A 17,013-nucleotide genomic window follows, 5' to 3' on the forward strand; every position below is an offset into this window, starting at 1 on the left:
TTCAAATGGCAGGGTTTAATAAAGTCGTACATTCGTACGAAGACGCCATGGCTGGCCTGCAAGACGGTATGACCGTTATCGCGGGTGGCTTTGGCTTATGCGGCATTCCGGAAGGCTTAATTGCTCAGATCAAGAAAATGAAAACCAAAGATCTCACCGTAGTATCGAATAACTGCGGCGTAGATGGTTTTGGCCTGGGTATTTTGCTCGAAGATAAGCAAATTAAGAAAATGATTGCCTCTTACGTGGGTGAAAACGCCCTGTTTGAAAAGCAGTTATTAAATGGTGAGCTGGAAGTAGAACTGACGCCACAAGGCACTTTGGCAGAAAAAATGCGCGCTGGCGGTGCCGGCATTCCGGCATTTTTCACGGCGACCGGTTACGGCACGCCCGTAGCTGAAGGTAAAGAGACCCGCGAAATTAAAGGCCGTAACTACGTGCTGGAAGAGTCGATCACCGGTGATTTTGCTATCGTACGCGCCTGGAAAGCCGACCGCTACGGTAACCTGATGTTCCGTCACACCTCAATGAACTTCAACCCGATGGCGGCGACCGCCGGTAAAATTACCGTGGCCGAAGTAGAAGAAATTGTTGAACCGGGCGAGCTGGAACCATCACAAATTCATACGCCGGGTATTTATGTGCAGCGCGTGATCAAAGGTAACTTTGAAAAACGCATTGAACGTCGTATGGTCCGTCAAGGTTAAGGAGGCAACAATGGCTTTATCTCGTGAACAAGTTGCCATGCGCGTGGCGCAGGAGCTACAAGACGGCTACTACGTAAACTTAGGTATCGGTATCCCTACGCTGGTAGCTAACTATGTGCCAAAAGGCATGGAAGTGATGCTGCAGTCCGAAAACGGTTTGCTGGGTATGGGTCCCTACCCGACTGAAGATGAAATCGATGCCGATATGATCAATGCCGGCAAAGAAACCGTCACCGCCATAAAAGGCGCAGCGATTTTCAACTCGGCCGAAAGCTTCGCCATGATCCGCGGCGGCCATGTCGATTTAACGGTATTGGGCGCTTTTGAAGTCGACCAAAACGGTAATATCGCCAGCTGGATGATCCCGGGCAAACTGGTTAAAGGTATGGGCGGCGCGATGGACTTAGTGGCGGGTGCGCAGAATATCGTCGTGACCATGACGCACGCCGATAAGTACGGCAATAGCAAGCTTTTAACCGACTGCACCCTGCCGCTGACTGGCGTAGGTTGTGTGAAGAAAATCGTTACCGATTTAGCCGTGCTGGAAGTCCGTAACGGCGCTTTCCACCTGCTGGAGCGGGCACCGGGTATCTCGGTTGAAGAAATTCAGCAAAAAACTGCAGGTAAACTGGTTATTGAAGGTAACGTGCCAGAGATGACTTTTAACTAAATTGCCACTTTAATCATTGAAGAGCGCTAAGATTGAGATGATCTTGGCGCTCTTTTTTTGACCACCTCGCAATCACATGATAACATCAAAAAATATCAACTGATATTGGATACACCATGACAGCCTTAGTCCGCGAGTTTACCCCTACACCAGATACTGCTCCCAATCTGTGGCAGCAGTTGGGTATTGCAGAGCGTGGGCCTAAATTGTATCAGGCACTACATGAAGGATTTAACTACAGCATATTTGATAAACTGTCTTTAGTATCAATGCTTGATAAAAAGCAGTTAGCACAGGTTTGCCAGTTAGCTCCCGCTACGCTGGCCAGGCGGGCAAAATTGGGTAAATTTACCCAGGAAGAAAGCGACAGGCTGCATCGTTTTGCTACTGTTCTGGTTGCCGCTAATACGTTATTCGATACAGACATGGCTGCAACTAAACGCTGGCTCACGGAGCCGGTGTATGGTCTTGGCGATAAAGCCCCATTGGACATGCTGGCGACCTCGGCCGAGACACAGGCGATATTAGATTTAATCGGCCGTTTAGAGCACGGTGTATTTGCCTGATGCATGTGTATCGCTTAGTGCATCACAAATGGGCTGCACAAGCATTTGACGGTGAAGGCGCAAAGCTGTTCGGCGGACGCTGGAACAGCAAAGGTCAATTGTGTGTTTACACTGCAGGGTCTGAAGCCCTCACGATACTGGAAGTGCTGGTACATCTAAATAATCGCACAGCACTTAAACAATACCGGCTATTTCAATTAACGCTTACCACAGACGACATATTGTCTCTTAGTCACACCAACCTGCCGGCTAACTGGCGACAGCAACCAGCCAGCATCGACACTGCCCGCATCGGTGATGACTGGCTGGCGCAGCAGGCCAGCCTGGCCTTAGCAGTGCCAAGTGTAATAGCACCGCGTGAACAAAATATCCTGCTAAATCCAGCTCATGCCGCCTACCAGGCTTGTATCAGCACAGCGACAGAACTGGATTTTCTACCCGATCCGCGCTTAACGCTTTAGCCGCGCCAGTAAGCTGGAGGTATCCCAGCGGCCACCGCCCATCTGCTGTACTTCACTGTAAAACTGATCAACCAGTGCTGTTAGCGGTAAATGGCTGCCATTTTGCCGCGCTTCATTCAGTGCTATGCCTAAATCTTTACGCATCCAGTCGACCGCAAAACCAAAATCGTATTTACCATCGAGCATCGTTAGCGAGCGGTTTTGCATCTGCCAGGATGACGCCGCGCCTTGCGAAATCACTTCTACCACGGCCGCGCCATCAAGCCCGGCGTTTTGGGCAAAGTTAAGCGCTTCTGCCAGGCCTTGCACCACGCCGGCGATACAAATCTGGTTCACCATCTTCGCTAATTGACCACTGCCTGCAGGCCCGAGCAATTTAGCGCAGCGGGCAAAGCTCATAATAGCGGTTTCAGCCTTGGCCATATCGACTTGCTCACCACCAATCATCACTGTTAATACGCCATTTTCAGCGCCAGCCTGGCCACCGGATACCGGCGCATCTAAAAAGCCTACGCCTTTTTCTGCTGCCGCGGCGGAAAGTTCGCGTGCTAACTCTGCTGACGCCGTCGTGTGATCAATCAGTACACTGCCTGCAGCCATAGCACCTAACACGCCATGCTCGCCGTATACTACAGAACGCACATCGTTATCATTACCGACACACATAAACACCAGTTCCGCTCCCTTTGCCGCTTCAAAGGGTGTTGCTGCCCAGCTGCCACCATACTGTGCGGCCCATTTTTCTGCTTTGGCTGTGGTACGGTTATAAACAGTAACCTGATAACCTTTTTGCTGCAGGTAACCTGCCATCGGGTAACCCATAACACCTAATCCGATAAATGCGACTTTGCTATTACTATTAATTGACATATTAATGACTTAAAACTGTGACATACTGTGGCGCAAAGCTTACAAAGATATCTGCCTGATTGAAAGCAATTAAAGAAGGGATCAGCATGGCCAATGTCCACCAGTACAAAGTAAAGAATGCACAGGGCAATGAATTAGATTTAAGCCAGTATCGCGGCAAAGTGTTGTTGATTGTCAACACCGCCAGTCAGTGTGGCTTTACACCGCAATACAAAGAACTGGAAGAACTGCACCAGAAATATCACGACAAAGGTTTGGTGATACTGGCCTTCCCCTGTAACCAGTTTGGTGGTCAGGAACCGGGATCTGACAGCGATATTCAGCAGTTTTGTGAGCTTAACTATGGCGTAAGCTTCCCGGTGATGGCCAAACTGATGGTTAATGGCCCGGATGCGTCACAGCTGTTTGAACATCTTAAAGACAGCGCCCGTGGTTTAATGAAAACCCGCGCTATCAAATGGAATTTTACCAAATTTCTGGTTAATAAAGATGGCGATGTCGTAAAACGTTATGCTCCGCGCACTAAGCCTTCCGCCATTGCCAGCTCGATAGAAGACTTACTCTAACTTTGATCCAGCGCTAAATATTACCCATATTTTTACACTAAGCTATACGGCAACAATATGGGAGACCTATCATGAAAGTTGCCGTATTCAGCGCAAAAAAATATGACTGTGACGGTTTTACACAGTGGGCCGACAGCAGCCTGCAATTTAGCTATCATGACTGCCGCCTGACCAAATCCAGCGTGAAGCTGGCTGCTGGCTGTCATGCCGTTTGTGTATTTGTCAATGACGAAGTTAATGCAGAAGTACTGCAGCAATTATCTGAGTTAGGCATTGAAATGGTGGCGCTCAGATGTGCTGGCTTTAATAATGTTGACTTAACCACGGCAAAAACACTGGGTATCCGCGTTGCACGGGTGCCGGCTTATTCACCTGAAGCTGTCGCAGAACATACCATTGGTATGATGTTGTGTTTAAACCGCAAACTGCATAAAGCCTATAACAGAGTGCGGGACGACAACTTCGCGCTTGATGGCCTGTTGGGGTTTAATGTATTTGGCAAAACGGTAGGCCTTGTTGGGACAGGAAGAATTGGGCTGGCCACCGCCCGTATTTTACACGGATTTGGTTGCCAGCTGTTGTGCCACGACCTGGTTCAGGCAGAGGAAATACAGCGCCTGGGCGGGCGCTATGTTTCATTAGCAGAGCTTTACGCCCAAAGTGATATTATCAGCCTGCATTGCCCGCTAACCCCCGATACTAAACATCTGATCAACCATTACAGCATCGGCAGCATGAAAGACGGTGTCATGCTGATAAACACCAGCCGCGGTGCACTGGTAGACAGTAAAGCCATTATTGACGGCTTAAAAAGCCGGAAAATTGGCTATCTGGGCCTTGATGTGTACGAACAGGAAGCTGACCTGTTTTTTGAAAACCTGTCCGAGCAAATGATTGATGATGAGGTATTCAAACGCCTGCTGACGTTCCCTAATGTATTGATAACAGGCCACCAGGCGTTTTTTACCAGAGAAGCGTTACAGGAAATTTGTCAGATCACCAGCGACAACTTACTGGCATTTGCCAGTAATACTGAAACCGGTAACGAGTTGGTTAATTAACATTGCACTGATAACGCTATTCAGCCAGAGCTACTTACGCGGCTCTGGCTGATGACAGACTGGTATTAAAAGGTATAAACCAGCGACGCCGATGTTTCAGTATCGGTTTTACGTAAGTCGCCTTCAGGCCTGGAGTTATAGCGCACAACAAAATTAAAGCGCATTGACAATTTATCGACTATTTTCGCAGTAATGCTGCTACGGCTGAGCAAAGTCGAGTTTTCCCCGCCAAGCGAGGTAGAACTCTCCAGCGTCTGGCGAAAACTGGTAGTGTCAAACAATGCATAATCCAGATTAGCCGCCACAAACCATATTGGGCCGCTGTTATTGTTACCGGAAGCACTTTGCTGATGCGAAAAACCCGGCCCCGTCTCTAAATCCAGATAGCTGGTCAGCTTTTCGTACAACCGGTTACCATAACCGACCGCCAATGCCGCTTGCTCACGAAAAGCACCAAACTTGTCGTGTGCATAGGTTGCGCGGCCAAAGATCGATTCACGGCCTTTCACGAGCTTATAGTTACTCTGTCCGGTAAAGCTGTAACGGCTTGCTGTTGTCACCTGATCTTTTTCACCGGTGTCGCTGTCAGTAACATTATTTTTTTGCAGCAGGCTTTGCAACTGGTAACGATTTCGGAAATATTCCAGATCGTGCACCAGTTCACTGTTCGCCCGGATAGCAAAGGAATCTGTATTACCTGAAGTAAACAGAAAACCCAGTTCTACGTCACCTGTGACCGTGCCAAAAAAGCCTATCGGCTGCAATGGCTCTTCGCTGGTGGGTAAACTATCTGTTTCTGCGGCCTGCACCCCATACAAGCCAAGCATCAGTGCCAAGCTGACGCTTTTTAAGAAAACATGCATTATGTCGCTATATCACTCCCTTAACTGACACTCACCCATGAGTAGTGGTTTATCCGCTTTTATTATTGCGTCTTCCGTAACAATTGTATTTTATCAGCCCCGGTTACACAGCCCAGTAAACCGGACTGAGTAATCGGGGCATTGGCCGAAACTATTTTGTTTTCCGGCCAGTTTTTATTCTGCAGAGCGCTGCTGTACAAAGCTGATAGCAGCAGCCAAGCGTTCAAGGCTTCTGCTTTTACCCACCAAGGCTAAAGTGAGATCCAGCGCAGGAGAGTTGCCACCGCCAGTTACGGCAACACGCAGCGGCATCCCTATTTTACCCATGCCGACACCTAACGCTTCAGCCGTGGCATTGATCACCTGATGAATACTTTCCTGTGTCCAGTCGTTCAGCTCTGCCAGTTTGGCTGAAACTGCCTGTAAAGGTTCCAGCGCAACCGGGCGTAAATGTTTTTTCGCCGCATCAGCATCAAACTCTGCAAAGTCTTCATAGAAGTAGCGACTTACGGCCACCATTTCTTTAAGTGTCTTAACCCGCTCTGCCTGCGCTTTTACCAGTTCTGTCAGCGCCGGGCCATTACTGGTATCTAACTGCTGATCGGCAAGATGCCAGGCTAACTGTGCAGCAACCTGTTCTGCTGGCAGCGTTTTCATATAATGCTGGTTCAACCAAATCAGCTTATCGGTATTAAACGCCGAAGGCGCACGGTTACACGCTGATAAGTCGAACAGTTGCACCAGCTCATCTTTAGTGAAAATTTCCTGGTCGCCATGTGACCAGCCCAGACGAACCAGATAATTCAGTAACGCCTCAGGCAGGAAGCCATTATCACGATACTGCATCACGCCAACCGCACCATGGCGTTTTGATAACCGTTTACCGTCATCACCTAAAATCATTGGCACATGAGCATATTTAGGAATATCAGCACCCAGCGCAGCCAGGATATTCATCTGCCGTGGTGTATTATTAACATGGTCATCACCGCGGATCACGTGGGTGATCCCCATCTTCCAATCGTCCACCACCACCGTCAGGTTGTAAGTCGGGGTGCCGTCGCTGCGCGCAATGATCAAATCATCAAGCTCACTGTTAGCAATTTCGATTTTGCCCTTGATCAAATCATCAATGACCACGGTACCGGTTTGTGGATTTTTAAAACGGATAACAAAAGGCTTATCTGTCGGGTGATCTGTGCGATCACGCCACATACCGTTATAACGCGGTTTTTCTCCGGCGGCCATTTGTGCCTCACGCATCGCGTCTACTTCTTCCACTGTGCAGAAGCACTTATAAGCTTTACCTTCAGCCAACAGCTGCGCAACAACCTCTTTATACAGGTCAAAACGCTTGGTTTGATAATACGGGCCTTCATCGTAATCCAGGCCTAACCAGTTCATACCCTCTAAAATGGCATCAACCGATTCCTGCGTTGAACGCTCTAAATCAGTGTCTTCAATCCGCAGAATGAACTTTCCACCATTTTTTCTGGCGTATAACCAACTAAACAACGCGGTACGGGCCCCGCCAACATGCAGGTAACCGGTAGGACTTGGAGCAAAACGGGTAACAAGAGACATAGTTCATCCATCACAGTGCAATAATGAGCGGTATTGTAACAATGCCCCGCACAGGATGCACTCGCTAAGGCTGGTTGTTCAGTACAGTTTTCTGTTTACGCAGCGCATAATGTTTACTTTTGCAGCAAGCAAACCGTATTTACCAAAATAATGTTGACAGCTAAATCGTGCTCCCTATAATGAGCGCCATCAACCGGCATGGATTGTTAGCTCAGCTGGGAGAGCACCGCCCTTACAAGGCGGGGGTCACTGGTTCGAACCCAGTACAATCCACCATGATGCGTCTTATCATGAAGAGCCCACCCGCTCTTTACGACGAGACGGTGGTAACTGATTAAACTCAGTACAATCCACCATCTGCTTGATGTAAAACAAAATCTGATACTCCCATGGATTGTTAGCTCAGCTGGGAGAGCACCGCCCTTACAAGGCGGGGGTCACTGGTTCGAACCCAGTACAATCCACCATCACCTCGTTTTAGACTTGTGTGAAGCAAAAATTTGATATTCCCATGGATTGTTAGCTCAGCTGGGAGAGCACCGCCCTTACAAGGCGGGGGTCACTGGTTCGAACCCAGTACAATCCACCATTTACTTCCGTTACACAGCAAGCCCTAACAAAACGCCGTCCACTCTCTAATAAGATACCGTTCACACTGACTAGAACACGTCACAGTCAGTTTGCGCTATATTTCGCTGTTATATAATGTTAAAAACTTGCTATAGTGAAGCCAGACTTAATGCTAGCGGATCTGATATTGCTTTATGGAGCCAGATGTAAAACGCGACGAGCGTATCCTTATTATTGACGATCAAAGTCTGAGCCAGAGCTATCTGCGCTACGCTCTGGAACAATTGCGATATCACAATATCAGTTATGCCGACCGGGCACAGACTGCGTTAAACCTGTGTAAACAAAATAACTACGAGCTCATCATCTGCGCTTATAATTTGCCCAAAGGCAAAGACGGCTACCAGCTTTTTGAGGAGCTAAAAGCAACAGGCTTGCATAAACTCAGTTGCGGGCTGATTTTTATCAGTGCTGAGACCGAGCCTGCTCTGGTACACAGCGTACTGGAGTTACAGCCTGATGAATTCCTCGCCAAGCCCTATGTCATCCGGGATCTGCAGCAACGCATTGAACGCGTGCTCAGACGCAAACAGCAGTTGCGGCCGGTATATGAACAGCTTGAACATCAACAGTACAATGCAGCACTAAACTTGCTAAACCAGCAGCTGACACAAGCCGAGCTGCACAAATTATTCCCGTTATTTCTCAAGCTAAAAGGCGACATTCTGTTATTACAGCAAAAATATACAGAAGCGCTGACGTTTTTTAACGCTATGCTACAAATTCAACCTTTTGGCTGGGCCAGAACAGGCAAAGTGCGCTGTTTATTGCATATTAATGAGGAACAGCAAGCTTTTGCCGAATTAGAGTTAATGTTGGCCCGCACCGAAACCCGGCTGTTTGCGCTTGATTGCTTAAGTGAACTGGAGTTTCGTCAGCAGCATTATCAACAGGCACAACAGCATATTCTGGCAGCAGCTGATATTGCGCCACGCAACTTATTACGCCAGCAAAAGCTACTGCAGTTATCGCGGCTAAACCATGACTATGAAATGCAATATCGCGCAGCGCGGGACATGGTTAAGTTTGCCCGCCACTCTATGCATGAACAACCTGATCTGTACTTTAATCTGGCTCGTGCCAGTATTGATTTTGCGCTTAGCAGCGAAGACAGTGAACAGCAAAACCGGCTAAACCGTCAGGCAACCTTATCACTGAACACAGTGCAGCGGCAGTTTGGCCAGCAAAACCTGAGCGACGCGCAGCAGGTTTTGCAAGCCAGGTTGTTATACCTACAGGATCACCGCGAAAAAGCCCGTCAGTTGCTGGCAGAGCTAAGTGAACAAAACGAGATTGAGTCGCTTGAAGATGCGTTGGATAAAGCTAAGGCGCTGCACGAAGTGGGGCTAAGCGAAGCATCCAGAAAGCTGTTTAACCGCATCAGTCAGTATTGCCGCCAGCAACAACCAGAGCCTGCTTTTGCAGCTTATTTGCTGCAGGAGCAACAGGAGCGCTCTGCAATGGCGCATGGCCCACGTGAGCTAAACAACAATGCGGTACGCTTATACCAGCACGGCAACTGGCAGGAAGCCTTCTCTGCATTTTCACTGGCCTGGCAGGTTATGCCAAAAAATGCCGGCATTGCGCTGAATTTATGGCAAACGTTGCTTACATCACCCCGCCCCTTATGCTCCGCCCTGCAGCGGCAACAACTGCTGCAACAATGTCAGCAGCTGATTGAAAGCAGTAAACTGAGAACCGAGCAGTTACAGCGCTACGAACAGTTAAAACAAAAGCACCTGAGTAAGCTGGCCTAAGTAGGATCTTGTGGTGTGTCGGCTTGCTCAGGCCATTCAGAGAATACCACTTTTAGTGTGCGGGAGCACAGCAACCAGATACAGCCTGCAACGAGTAACAAAGGTGTCAGAATGCGCCAGGGCGCATCCAGCATCACCTGTTGTGGCAAATGCATTATACTCAGCACTAAATCAATACAGGCAACGCTCAGCAAGATGCTGCGACCAAAGCGCCAGATATGCCGCCAGCCTTTACGGCCTTTGGGTTTACGCTGGCTTTGTGCAGCAACCAGCAATAATAGTGGCGCTGCCACCAGGCAAGCCACAATAAAATCATGTTGTTTGGGGTAAAACCAGCTCAGCATATCGCGCTGCGCCTGCGGTAACGTCAGCACCATTACCCAGCAAATGTAGGGTCGCAGCAGCAAAACAAGCAGCCAGTAGAACCGGAGCGGCACCTTATGCAAGCCATAGTCATCCAGCACCGGCCACAGTGGTGTTTTACTCATAATTGCCGCTTACGCTGTGCCAGCATACCCAGCACGATAAAAATCCCCAGGCTCAGCCACGGCAGCCAAAGGTTACTAAGCTTCGCCAGCTGCCCCGCCACCAGAGGCGTCAGAAAAATCGTTAGTGCGCCATAACCAAAAGCACACAGCAGAATGAAAATACCGGTGCGCCAGACAAAATGCAGCGCCGCCGTTTGCCTGCGCACCAGCCGGTTTAAATCATCGCCAAACACCACCAGGCAAGTTGCTACCATAGCCAGTGCGATATCGCGTACATATGGTCTGAATAACGCACCCCAATCCAGCAACAGCTGATACAAAAAATCCGGCATTTACATCACTCCGTACTGCGAAAACAGATCCAGCATTTGCTGCTCATTCCATACCGGCACGTTCAGCTCTGTTGCTTTGGCCAGTTTGGAGCCGGCATTATCACCAGCTATAACAGCATGGGTTTTATTGGAAACCGATCCTGACACCTTGGCGCCTAACCGCTGCAGCTTCATTTTGGCGTCATCCCGCCCCATACTGGTCAGTGTACCGGTCAGCACTATTGTCTGGCCCGCCAGCGGCTGTTCAGTGTCTGCTTGTTGCTCAATTGCCGGCCAGCTGATCCCGGCCGCCAGTAACGCAGTTATAACCTGCTGGTTATGTGGCTCGGCAAAAAAGCTGTGCAGATGTTCCGCCACTACTGTGCCAACATCCGCCACCTGCAGCAGTTGCTCGATTGACGCCTGCTGCAGTTTATCCAGGCTGGCAAAATGGTTGGCCAGATTAAGCGCGGTCGCCTCGCCCACTTCGCGGATCCCCAGAGCATAGATAAAGCGCGCCAAGGTTGTCATTTTTGACTGTTGTATCGCCGACAACAGCTTAAGCGCAGATTTTTCGGCCATCCGCTCAAGCCCAACCAGGGCCGCCATATCGAGTTGATAAATATCAGCTGGCGTTTTTACCAGCTGCTGGTTAACCAACTGTTCAACCAGCTTATCGCCCAGACCGTCGATATCGATGGCTTTGCGTGACACAAAGTGTTTTATCGACTCTTTTAATTGTGCCGGGCAAAATAGCCCGCCACTGCAGCGGGCAACGGCCTCGCCACTTACCCGCTCTACCGCCGAGCCACAAACCGGGCAGCTGTCAGGAAAAACAATATTGTGACTATCGTCAGGCCGTTGCTCCAGCACCACGGAAACAATCTGCGGAATCACATCGCCGGCACGGCGCACTATGACCTTGTCGCCAATCTGAATACCCAGCCGGTCAATCTCATCCTGATTATGTAGCGTTGCATTACTGACCGTCACACCGCCGACCACAACCGGCTCCAGCCGTGCCACCGGCGTGATGGCACCAGTACGGCCCACCTGAAACTCCACATCAAGCAAGGTGGTTAGCATTTCCTGCGCCGGAAACTTAAACGCAATGGCCCAGCGTGGTGCCCGTGCGACAAAGCCCAGTGCCTGCTGCTGGGCCAGGTCAGACACTTTTATCACCACACCGTCTATCTCATACGCTAAAGCTGCGCGGCGCGATAAAATATCCTGATAATAATTAAGCGCTGACTGTGCGCCTGTCACCAAGCGAATTTCCGGGCATACTGGCAATCCCCAGTCTTTTAATTGCATCAAGCGTTGATAGTGGCTTTGATTGTCCAGCACGCCTGCCGCATCTTCTATAGCACCAACAGCGTAGGCATAAAACATCAGAGGCCGCTGCGCACTGATTTTCGGATCCAGCTGACGCAGGCTGCCAGCGGCGGCATTACGGGGGTTAGCAAATACCTTTTCGCCTGCTGCCCGGGCTTTATCATTCATCGCCGCAAAGCCTGCCAGCGGCATAAATACCTCACCACGCACTTCAAGCACGGCTGGCACGTTGTCGCCCTGCAGCCTTAAAGGCACTGCCCGGATGGTTTTTACATTCGCAGTGATGTCTTCACCGGTGTAACCGTCACCACGTGTAGCCGCCTGCACCAACAGACCATTTTCATAACGGATGCTGACAGCCAGCCCATCGAGCTTTGGCTCACAGCAAAAACTGAATTCAGTGGTGCTATCCAGCCTGTCGGCCATACGCTTACAAAATGCCTGAAACTCGTCTGTATCAAAAGCATTGTCCAGCGATAACATCGGAATAGTATGAGTAACCTGGCCAAATTTACTTAATGGCGCTGCGCCTACCCGCTGCGTCGGCGAGTCCGGGGTAATAAGCGCGGGATCTTGTGCTTCAAGCTGCTGTAGCTGGCGGTAAAGGCTGTCATATTCGGCGTCTGGCACGGTCGGGTTGTCCAGCACATAGTATTGATAACTGTATTGCTCCAGCTGCTGTCTGAGCTTTTGCACCTGTTGTAATAAAGACTGACTCATATGGTAATGACCCGAAAAAATAATGCACAGAGTTTGCCATAACAAAAACGGCAGGACTACCGCCTGCCGTTTTGTCTGTTGACTATTTCACCGTTAACCGTGAATAAGCTGCTGGCGCTGAAACTCGCGGATTTTATCTACATAGTGGCGCACCGTTTGCACCGTTAACACACTACGCTGACCATCCAGCACCTGACCGCCAAATTCTTCTGCCAGCTTTTTAGCTGCGTTGTGCATCAGGTTAAAATTCTGCAGCGGTTCACCCGGGCCTGGTAACGTCATAAATAAACTCACACCACGTGTAGCCAGTTTATCGATGTTTTCCAAATCAAAAGTGCCGGGGTTAAACATATTTGCCAGGCTAAACAATACCGCGCCTGAGCCTGCGCTGTCGGTATGGCGGTGGAAAATATCCATGTCACCGTACTTAAAGCCCAGTGTCAGCAATGCAGACAGCAGATCAGGGCCTTTCATTTCTTTGCTTTCCGGCAACAACACATACAGGATCAACACTTCTGACGGCTCTTCAGCTGCAACATCGGCATCTGGCTCAGCGTCAGGCACTTCGCTATCAAATACTGTTTCGGGCACCTCATCATCAGCCAAAGCAGAAAAATTCAGTTCCGGCTCTTTTGGCTCATCAAACGGCAACTCAGTTTGCACCTCTGCTGACGATTGCTTTGTCATCGGCTCAGTGCGGCTAACCTTGCCAGTCGCAGACTCGCTGCGACGCACCGGCTCGGCTTTAGCCGGCGCTATTCTGGCAGAGCTGTCCTGATTGCCACGTTTGACTACCCTTACCGGACCTACCCCCAGCTCGTCAAAGCCTTCGGTTTTGTCCTGTTCATCCTTTGCCGGCTCGTCGTAATAGCGGTGCCGGGGTTGGCCAGCGTTTTTACGCACTGTCCACAAGCCATGCAGCAACAAGCCACCCAGAACCAGGGCACCGATAATAATAAAAATCAAACGTAATTCGTCAGCCATAAGGTTACCTTTAATTAAGAGGCTGCTGCCATTTTTACAGCATCATCCACATCAACAGCTACTACGCGCGACACGCCCGGTTCTTGCATCGTCACACCCATTAGCTGTGCTGCCATTTCCATGGCAATTTTATTGTGGCTAATATAAATAAATTGCACGGTTTCCGACATTTCCCGCACCAGATTACAAAAACGCCCTACGTTGGCATCATCCAGTGGCGCATCTACCTCATCCAACATACAAAATGGTGCCGGATTAAGCCGGAAAATAGAAAACACCAATGATAAAGCGGTTAGGGCTTTTTCACCACCCGATAATAAATGTATTGTACTGTTTTTTTTACCAGGCGGTTGCGCCATGATAGTGACCCCGGTTTCCAGTAAGTCATCTTCGGTTAAATCCAGATAGGCTCTGCCACCACCAAAGACTTTCGGAAACAAGGTTTTCAGACCATCGTTAACCTGCTCAAAGGTGTCTTTAAATTTCTGCCGGGTTTCTTTATCAATTTTGCGGATCGCTGTTTCCAACGTATCCATAGCCGCCATCAAATCGTCGTTCTGCGCATCCAGATACTGTTTGCGTTCAGACTGCTGCTCATATTCTTCAATTGCCGCCAGGTTTATCGGGCCTAAACGCGCTACTGCATCGGTGGTTTTATCCAGTTGTTGCTGCCACACGGCTTCATCAGCATCGGCTGGCAGCCCTGCCAGTACCTCTTTCATATTGGCTTGCTGTTCGCGCAGCAACTCCATCATGTTATTGGCCCGCACGCGATACCCTTCAGCATCCAGCTGGATATCGGCCAGCTCGGCGCGCTTTTTGTTCAGTAGCTGCATAATGCCCTGCTGTCCCTGTTCCAGCTGACGTATTTGTTGCTCAACCCCGGCCAGAGTATCCTGCTGGCTAATCATTTCCTGCTCGGCGTCGTCTCGTTCAAGCAGGCTCTGCTGCAATTGTTCCTGCAGTATCAGTTCGGCGTCATCATCCGGCTGCAATTTCTCATCCAACTGGCTCAGTTGCTCCTGCAGCTGTTGTTGCTGCGTTTTGGCACGCGTCAGACTTAGCTGCAATGCGCTCAGCTGTTGCTCTGATACTTTTTGCTGCATCAGCAGCTGTTGTTGCTGCTGACGTTTTTGTTCAAACTGCGCGCGTAGCTGCTGTAATTGCTGCTGTGCACTGCCACTGTTTTGCTGCAGCTGGTGCTGCTGAGCATCGTGTTCCAGCAATTGTTCAGCGCTTATTTCCTGCGCTATTTGCAACTGTTCGATACTCTCTTCCAGTTGCGCCTGCTTCAGCTGCAGTTGCTGCTGTTCAGCATCCAGTTTCTGCGCCAGCCTCTGCCCTTGTTGCAGCTCCTGTTGCGCCAGCAGTAAATTAGTTTGCTGCTGCTGATGTTGTTTTTCTGCCTGCAGCAGTTGCTCCGACGCCTGTTGCAACACAGCCTTACCCTGCTGCAATAGCGATGTCTGCTCAGATAAGCGTGTTTCAATCTGTTGCAAATGAGCAATAGCCTCAGCTATTTCACCACTGAGCTGTTGCAGCCGCTCGGCTCGTAATAAATAACTGTCGCTCTGGCTGGTACCTGCCAGCAATGCCCAGTTAGTGCCAAGCCAATAACCTTGCGGGCAAATCAGTGACTGCCCCTGCTGTAACTGTGCCTGGCGCCTGGCTGCGTCAGCAACACTGTCTGCCAGTAAAATATGATTAAAACTATCAGGGTACACCCCCGACACGATCACCGCAGCCAGAGTGCCGGGTGCAGCTACCTGCTGGTTTGTCATTACCACTGTTTTGGGCTCTTCAGGCAACCCTGCAGCGACAACAGCGTGCTGTAATTGCCCCAGCACCATAGCTACCGCCGTAGCCCAACCAGGTTTTACCTGCAACTGTTGCAATAACTGCTGCTGTTCAGTATCGCGCTGCGCTTGTTGTTGCTGCAGTGTGCTTTGTTCCCGCTGCAGCATTTGCACGTCATTGCCGGCAGTTAACTGCTGCGCTTGCAGTTGCCTGCAATGCTGTTCTTGCTGGTGCACATCAGTTTGCGCCTTAGCCTGTGCAGCAATATGTTGCTGCAACAGCTGCGCGCTGCGCGTCTGCTCTGCGTCTAATTCAGCAATGCGCTGTTGCAGTGGTGCCAGCGACAGCGCAGCAATATCATCTGCGATCTGCTGTTGTTGCTGCTGTAACTGGCTAAATTGCTGCTGCTGATTTTGCAGTTGTAACTGCTGCTGCTGTTGCTGTTGCTGCAAGCGAAAATGTTGCTGCTGCCAGTGCTGAAATGCCTGCTGCTGCGCCAGTTGTTCATCTTCAAGCAATTGCAGCTGCTCATTGAGTACATCAAGCTGCCCGGCCAATAATTCCTGCTGAGGCTCGTCCAGCAGCAGTTGCTGTTCAAGCTCGCTGTATTGCGCTTGCTCTGTGGCAATAAATTCTTCAACCTGCTGCAGGCTATGGCGGCTTTGCTGCATCTGTGCGTTTAATGTTTGCTGTTGCTGGCGCTGATGCAGAATTTGTTGTTCAAGCCGGCTGATGGTAGCACCTAACTGGTAAAACTGGCTTTGCGTTTTTTCCAGCTGCTGCCTGCCATCCTGCGCCTGTTGTTTTAACTCCAGCAATACCCGCTGATCGCCCAGCTCCTGCGACTGATACTTTTCCAGTTCGGTTTGTTGTTGCTGCAACTGCTGCTCTAACGCGTTAAAGCGGTTACTGTAATACAACCATTTAATGGTGGTCAGCTCTGCTTTAAGCTTACGCTCCTGCGCTTTTAGCTCTTTATAGCGCTGGGCGGCTGTGGCCTGGCGTTTTAGCTTATCGATATTTTTGCCAAGTTCGTCCCGCACATCAGACAACCGGTCCAGGTTCTCTCTGGTGTGTTTAATGCGGTTTTCTGTCTCGCGCCGGCGCTCTTTGTATTTTGAGATGCCTGCAGCTTCTTCGATAAACACTCTGAGTTCCTGTGGTTTGGATTCAATAAGCCGTGAAATCATGCCCTGCTCGATAATGGCATAACTGCGCGGCCCAAGCCCGGTACCAAGGAAAATGTCGGTAATATCGCGACGGCGGCATTTGCTGCCATTGAGGAAATAGTTGGACTGGGCATCGCGGGTGACAATCCGCTTGATCGAGATTTCACTACGATCGGCAAGCCCGCCTGCCAAACGTCCTTCGGTGTTCTCAAATACCAGCTCTACCGATGCCTGCGATACCGGCTTACGCTGCGCCGAGCCGTTAAAAATAACATCGGTCATTGCATCACCGCGCAGGTTTTTCGCCGAGCTTTCACCCAGCACCCAGCGCACCGCATCGATGACATTGGATTTGCCACAGCCATTAGGGCCGACCACCGCCGTCATCTGCTGCGGAAACGGCACACTGGTGCTGTCGACAAAAGACTTAAAGCCGGACAGTTTTATCTGTTTTAAGCGCATCGGGGCGGTAGC

General features: G+C 50.0%; 15 protein-coding genes and 3 tRNA genes. 10 read left to right on the forward strand and 8 right to left on the reverse strand.

The genetic code is table 11. The features are described 5' to 3' along the window. The first annotated feature begins 5 nt into the window (after positions 1-5). The 4 genes from LHL18_RS09335 to LHL18_RS09350 all read left to right on the forward strand — a co-directional run bounded on the left by LHL18_RS09335 (position 6) and on the right by LHL18_RS09350 (position 2,404). Positions 6-707 (forward strand): CoA transferase subunit A, encoded by a 702-nt coding sequence (locus LHL18_RS09335; protein ID WP_226766841.1) that lies wholly within the window; start codon positions 6-8, stop codon positions 705-707. A 10-nt stretch (positions 708-717) separates the two neighbouring features. Further along, positions 718-1,377 carry a CoA transferase subunit B gene (locus LHL18_RS09340; protein WP_226766842.1) on the forward strand — a complete coding sequence of 220 codons (660 nt, stop codon included), beginning with the start codon at positions 718-720 and terminating at the stop codon, positions 1,375-1,377. A 116-nt stretch (positions 1,378-1,493) separates the two neighbouring features. Continuing rightward, the gene (gene parS / locus LHL18_RS09345) at positions 1,494-1,943 is read left to right on the forward strand and encodes a type II RES/Xre toxin-antitoxin system antitoxin (protein ID WP_226766844.1); all 450 of its coding nucleotides are present in this window, start codon (positions 1,494-1,496) and stop codon (positions 1,941-1,943) included. Further along, a complete protein-coding gene (locus LHL18_RS09350) occupies positions 1,943-2,404 on the forward strand; it encodes an RES family NAD+ phosphorylase (RefSeq protein WP_226766845.1) in 462 nt (153 codons plus the stop codon). Before parS ends, LHL18_RS09350 begins: the two co-directional genes overlap by 1 nt. Here LHL18_RS09350 and LHL18_RS09355 read toward each other — a convergent pair. Then, positions 2,393-3,274 carry an NAD(P)-dependent oxidoreductase gene (locus LHL18_RS09355; protein ID WP_226766847.1) on the reverse strand — a complete coding sequence of 294 codons (882 nt, stop codon included), beginning with the start codon at positions 3,272-3,274 and terminating at the stop codon, positions 2,393-2,395. The genes LHL18_RS09350 and LHL18_RS09355 overlap by 12 nt on opposite strands. Before the next feature lie 86 nt (positions 3,275-3,360). On the opposite strand from LHL18_RS09355, the gene LHL18_RS09360 reads away from it, so the two are divergent. After that, the gene (locus tag LHL18_RS09360; RefSeq protein ID WP_226766849.1) at positions 3,361-3,840 is read left to right on the forward strand and encodes a glutathione peroxidase; all 480 of its coding nucleotides are present in this window, start codon (positions 3,361-3,363) and stop codon (positions 3,838-3,840) included. Between the two features lie 71 nt (positions 3,841-3,911). Next, a complete protein-coding gene (locus tag LHL18_RS09365; RefSeq protein ID WP_226766851.1) occupies positions 3,912-4,901 on the forward strand; it encodes a 2-hydroxyacid dehydrogenase in 990 nt (329 codons plus the stop codon). A gap of 65 nt (positions 4,902-4,966) precedes the next feature. Here LHL18_RS09365 and LHL18_RS09370 read toward each other — a convergent pair whose 3' ends face one another. Then, complete coding sequence (locus LHL18_RS09370) at positions 4,967-5,764, reverse strand: DUF481 domain-containing protein (RefSeq protein ID WP_134055968.1); 798 nt, start codon at positions 5,762-5,764, stop codon at positions 4,967-4,969. A gap of 174 nt (positions 5,765-5,938) precedes the next feature. Next, a complete protein-coding gene (gene gltX / locus LHL18_RS09375) occupies positions 5,939-7,348 on the reverse strand; it encodes a glutamate--tRNA ligase (protein ID WP_134055970.1) in 1,410 nt (469 codons plus the stop codon). 200 nt (positions 7,349-7,548) lie between these two features. Here gltX and LHL18_RS09380 point away from each other — a divergent pair. From LHL18_RS09380 to LHL18_RS09395, 4 genes are all read left to right on the forward strand, one after another. Next, a tRNA-Val gene (locus tag LHL18_RS09380) sits at positions 7,549-7,624 on the forward strand. A gap of 115 nt (positions 7,625-7,739) precedes the next feature. Then, positions 7,740-7,815 (forward strand) — tRNA-Val (locus tag LHL18_RS09385). Positions 7,816-7,861: 46 nt separating this feature from the next. Next, positions 7,862-7,937 (forward strand) — tRNA-Val (locus LHL18_RS09390). A 175-nt stretch (positions 7,938-8,112) separates the two neighbouring features. Beyond that, positions 8,113-9,735 carry a response regulator gene (locus LHL18_RS09395; protein WP_226766853.1) on the forward strand — a complete coding sequence of 541 codons (1,623 nt, stop codon included), beginning with the start codon at positions 8,113-8,115 and terminating at the stop codon, positions 9,733-9,735. Here the strand turns inward: LHL18_RS09395 and LHL18_RS09400 are convergent. The 5 genes from LHL18_RS09400 to LHL18_RS09420 form a co-directional block, all read right to left on the reverse strand. Then, positions 9,732-10,223 (reverse strand): DUF2919 family protein, encoded by a 492-nt coding sequence (locus LHL18_RS09400; protein WP_226766855.1) that lies wholly within the window; start codon positions 10,221-10,223, stop codon positions 9,732-9,734. The two genes, LHL18_RS09395 and LHL18_RS09400, sit on opposite strands and share 4 nt — an antisense overlap. Beyond that, a complete protein-coding gene (locus LHL18_RS09405) occupies positions 10,220-10,555 on the reverse strand; it encodes a DUF3392 domain-containing protein (RefSeq protein WP_134055976.1) in 336 nt (111 codons plus the stop codon). Before LHL18_RS09405 ends, LHL18_RS09400 begins: the two co-directional genes overlap by 4 nt. Continuing rightward, a complete protein-coding gene (gene ligA / locus LHL18_RS09410) occupies positions 10,556-12,589 on the reverse strand; it encodes an NAD-dependent DNA ligase LigA (RefSeq protein ID WP_226766856.1) in 2,034 nt (677 codons plus the stop codon). Positions 12,590-12,682: 93 nt separating this feature from the next. Further along, positions 12,683-13,573, reverse strand: coding sequence for a cell division protein ZipA (gene zipA / locus LHL18_RS09415; protein ID WP_226766857.1), 891 nt, complete (start codon positions 13,571-13,573; stop codon positions 12,683-12,685). A gap of 14 nt (positions 13,574-13,587) precedes the next feature. Beyond that, positions 13,588-17,001, reverse strand: coding sequence for an AAA family ATPase (locus tag LHL18_RS09420; RefSeq protein ID WP_226766858.1), 3,414 nt, complete (start codon positions 16,999-17,001; stop codon positions 13,588-13,590). Between the last annotated feature and the right edge of the window lie 12 nt (positions 17,002-17,013).

The organism is Rheinheimera aquimaris (assembly GCF_020531985.1).
GTDB classification, from domain to species: Bacteria; Pseudomonadota; Gammaproteobacteria; order Enterobacterales; family Alteromonadaceae; genus Alishewanella; species Alishewanella aquimaris.

What these genes read in the sequence shown, in the direction of transcription:
- LHL18_RS09335 (WP_226766841.1), top strand. Translation starts at nt 6, where the DNA reads ATGGCAGGGTTTAATAAAGTCGTACATTCGTACGAAGACGCCATGGCT.
- LHL18_RS09340 (WP_226766842.1), top strand. Translation starts at nt 718, where the DNA reads ATGGCTTTATCTCGTGAACAAGTTGCCATGCGCGTGGCGCAGGAGCTA.
- parS (WP_226766844.1), top strand. Translation starts at nt 1,494, where the DNA reads ATGACAGCCTTAGTCCGCGAGTTTACCCCTACACCAGATACTGCTCCC.
- LHL18_RS09350 (WP_226766845.1), top strand. Translation starts at nt 1,943, where the DNA reads ATGCATGTGTATCGCTTAGTGCATCACAAATGGGCTGCACAAGCATTT.
- LHL18_RS09355 (WP_226766847.1), bottom strand. Translation starts at nt 3,274, where the DNA reads ATGTCAATTAATAGTAATAGCAAAGTCGCATTTATCGGATTAGGTGTT.
- LHL18_RS09360 (WP_226766849.1), top strand. Translation starts at nt 3,361, where the DNA reads ATGGCCAATGTCCACCAGTACAAAGTAAAGAATGCACAGGGCAATGAA.
- LHL18_RS09365 (WP_226766851.1), top strand. Translation starts at nt 3,912, where the DNA reads ATGAAAGTTGCCGTATTCAGCGCAAAAAAATATGACTGTGACGGTTTT.
- LHL18_RS09370 (WP_134055968.1), bottom strand. Translation starts at nt 5,764, where the DNA reads ATGCATGTTTTCTTAAAAAGCGTCAGCTTGGCACTGATGCTTGGCTTG.
- gltX (WP_134055970.1), bottom strand. Translation starts at nt 7,348, where the DNA reads ATGTCTCTTGTTACCCGTTTTGCTCCAAGTCCTACCGGTTACCTGCAT.
- LHL18_RS09395 (WP_226766853.1), top strand. Translation starts at nt 8,113, where the DNA reads ATGGAGCCAGATGTAAAACGCGACGAGCGTATCCTTATTATTGACGAT.
- LHL18_RS09400 (WP_226766855.1), bottom strand. Translation starts at nt 10,223, where the DNA reads ATGAGTAAAACACCACTGTGGCCGGTGCTGGATGACTATGGCTTGCAT.
- LHL18_RS09405 (WP_134055976.1), bottom strand. Translation starts at nt 10,555, where the DNA reads ATGCCGGATTTTTTGTATCAGCTGTTGCTGGATTGGGGTGCGTTATTC.
- ligA (WP_226766856.1), bottom strand. Translation starts at nt 12,589, where the DNA reads ATGAGTCAGTCTTTATTACAACAGGTGCAAAAGCTCAGACAGCAGCTG.
- zipA (WP_226766857.1), bottom strand. Translation starts at nt 13,573, where the DNA reads ATGGCTGACGAATTACGTTTGATTTTTATTATTATCGGTGCCCTGGTT.
- LHL18_RS09420 (WP_226766858.1), bottom strand. Translation starts at nt 17,001, where the DNA reads ATGCGCTTAAAACAGATAAAACTGTCCGGCTTTAAGTCTTTTGTCGAC.